1 protein-coding gene is annotated in these 1071 nt (G+C 50.2%); it reads left to right on the top strand.

The window, feature by feature from the left end; translation table 11 throughout:
• A partial coding sequence (gene tuf / locus ACGF5R_RS24085) for an elongation factor Tu (protein ID WP_387693144.1) occupies positions 1–1071 on the top strand: 1071 nt, incomplete at both ends.

The following is a 1071-nucleotide window of genomic DNA, read 5'->3' as shown; positions in this document are numbered from 1 at the left end:
TTTGAACGTACAAAACCGCACGTTAACGTTGGTACTATCGGCCACGTTGACCACGGTAAAACTACCCTGACTGCTGCTATCACTACTGTATTGGCTAAAACCTACGGTGGTAATGCTCGTGCATTCGATCAAATTGATAACGCACCAGAAGAAAAAGCACGTGGTATCACCATTTCTACTTCTCACGTAGAATACGATACCCCAAGCCGCCACTATGCGCACGTTGACTGCCCAGGCCACGCCGACTATGTGAAAAACATGATCACCGGTGCGGCTCAGATGGACGGCGCAATCTTGGTAGTTGCCGCGACTGACGGTCCAATGCCACAGACGCGTGAGCACATTCTGTTAGGTCGTCAGGTAGGCGTTCCTTACATCATCGTGTTCCTGAACAAATGTGACATGGTAGACGACGAAGAGCTGCTGGAACTGGTTGAGATGGAAGTACGTGAGCTGCTGTCTCAGTACGATTTCCCAGGCGATGACACGCCAGTTATCCGTGGTTCTGCTCTGAAAGCGCTGGAAGGTGATGCAGAGTGGGAAGCGAAGATCATTGAACTGGCCGATGCCCTGGACAGCTACATTCCAGAACCAGAGCGTGCAATCGACCAGCCATTCCTGCTGCCAATCGAAGATGTATTCTCTATTTCAGGCCGTGGTACCGTGGTAACTGGTCGTGTAGAGCGCGGTATCGTTAAAGTGGGTGAAGAAGTTGAAATCGTGGGTATCAAAGACACGACTAAAACTACTTGTACTGGCGTAGAAATGTTCCGCAAACTGCTGGACGAAGGCCGTGCAGGTGAGAACGTCGGTGTTCTGCTGCGTGGTACCAAGCGTGACGAAATCGAACGTGGTCAGGTACTGGCAAAACCAGGTTCAATCAAGCCACACACCACTTTCGAATCAGAAGTTTATATTCTGAGCAAAGACGAAGGTGGCCGTCATACGCCATTCTTCAAAGGCTACCGTCCACAGTTCTACTTCCGTACAACTGACGTGACCGGTACCATTGAACTGCCAGAAGGCGTGGAAATGGTGATGCCAGGTGATAACATTCAGATGAAAGTTACC

Source organism: Photorhabdus sp. RM71S (assembly GCF_042879355.1).
In the GTDB taxonomy this organism is placed as follows: Bacteria; Pseudomonadota; Gammaproteobacteria; order Enterobacterales; family Enterobacteriaceae; genus Photorhabdus; species Photorhabdus kayaii.
The sequence above is the reverse complement of the archived record's forward strand: the minus strand, read 5'-3'. Positions and strand labels throughout refer to the sequence as shown.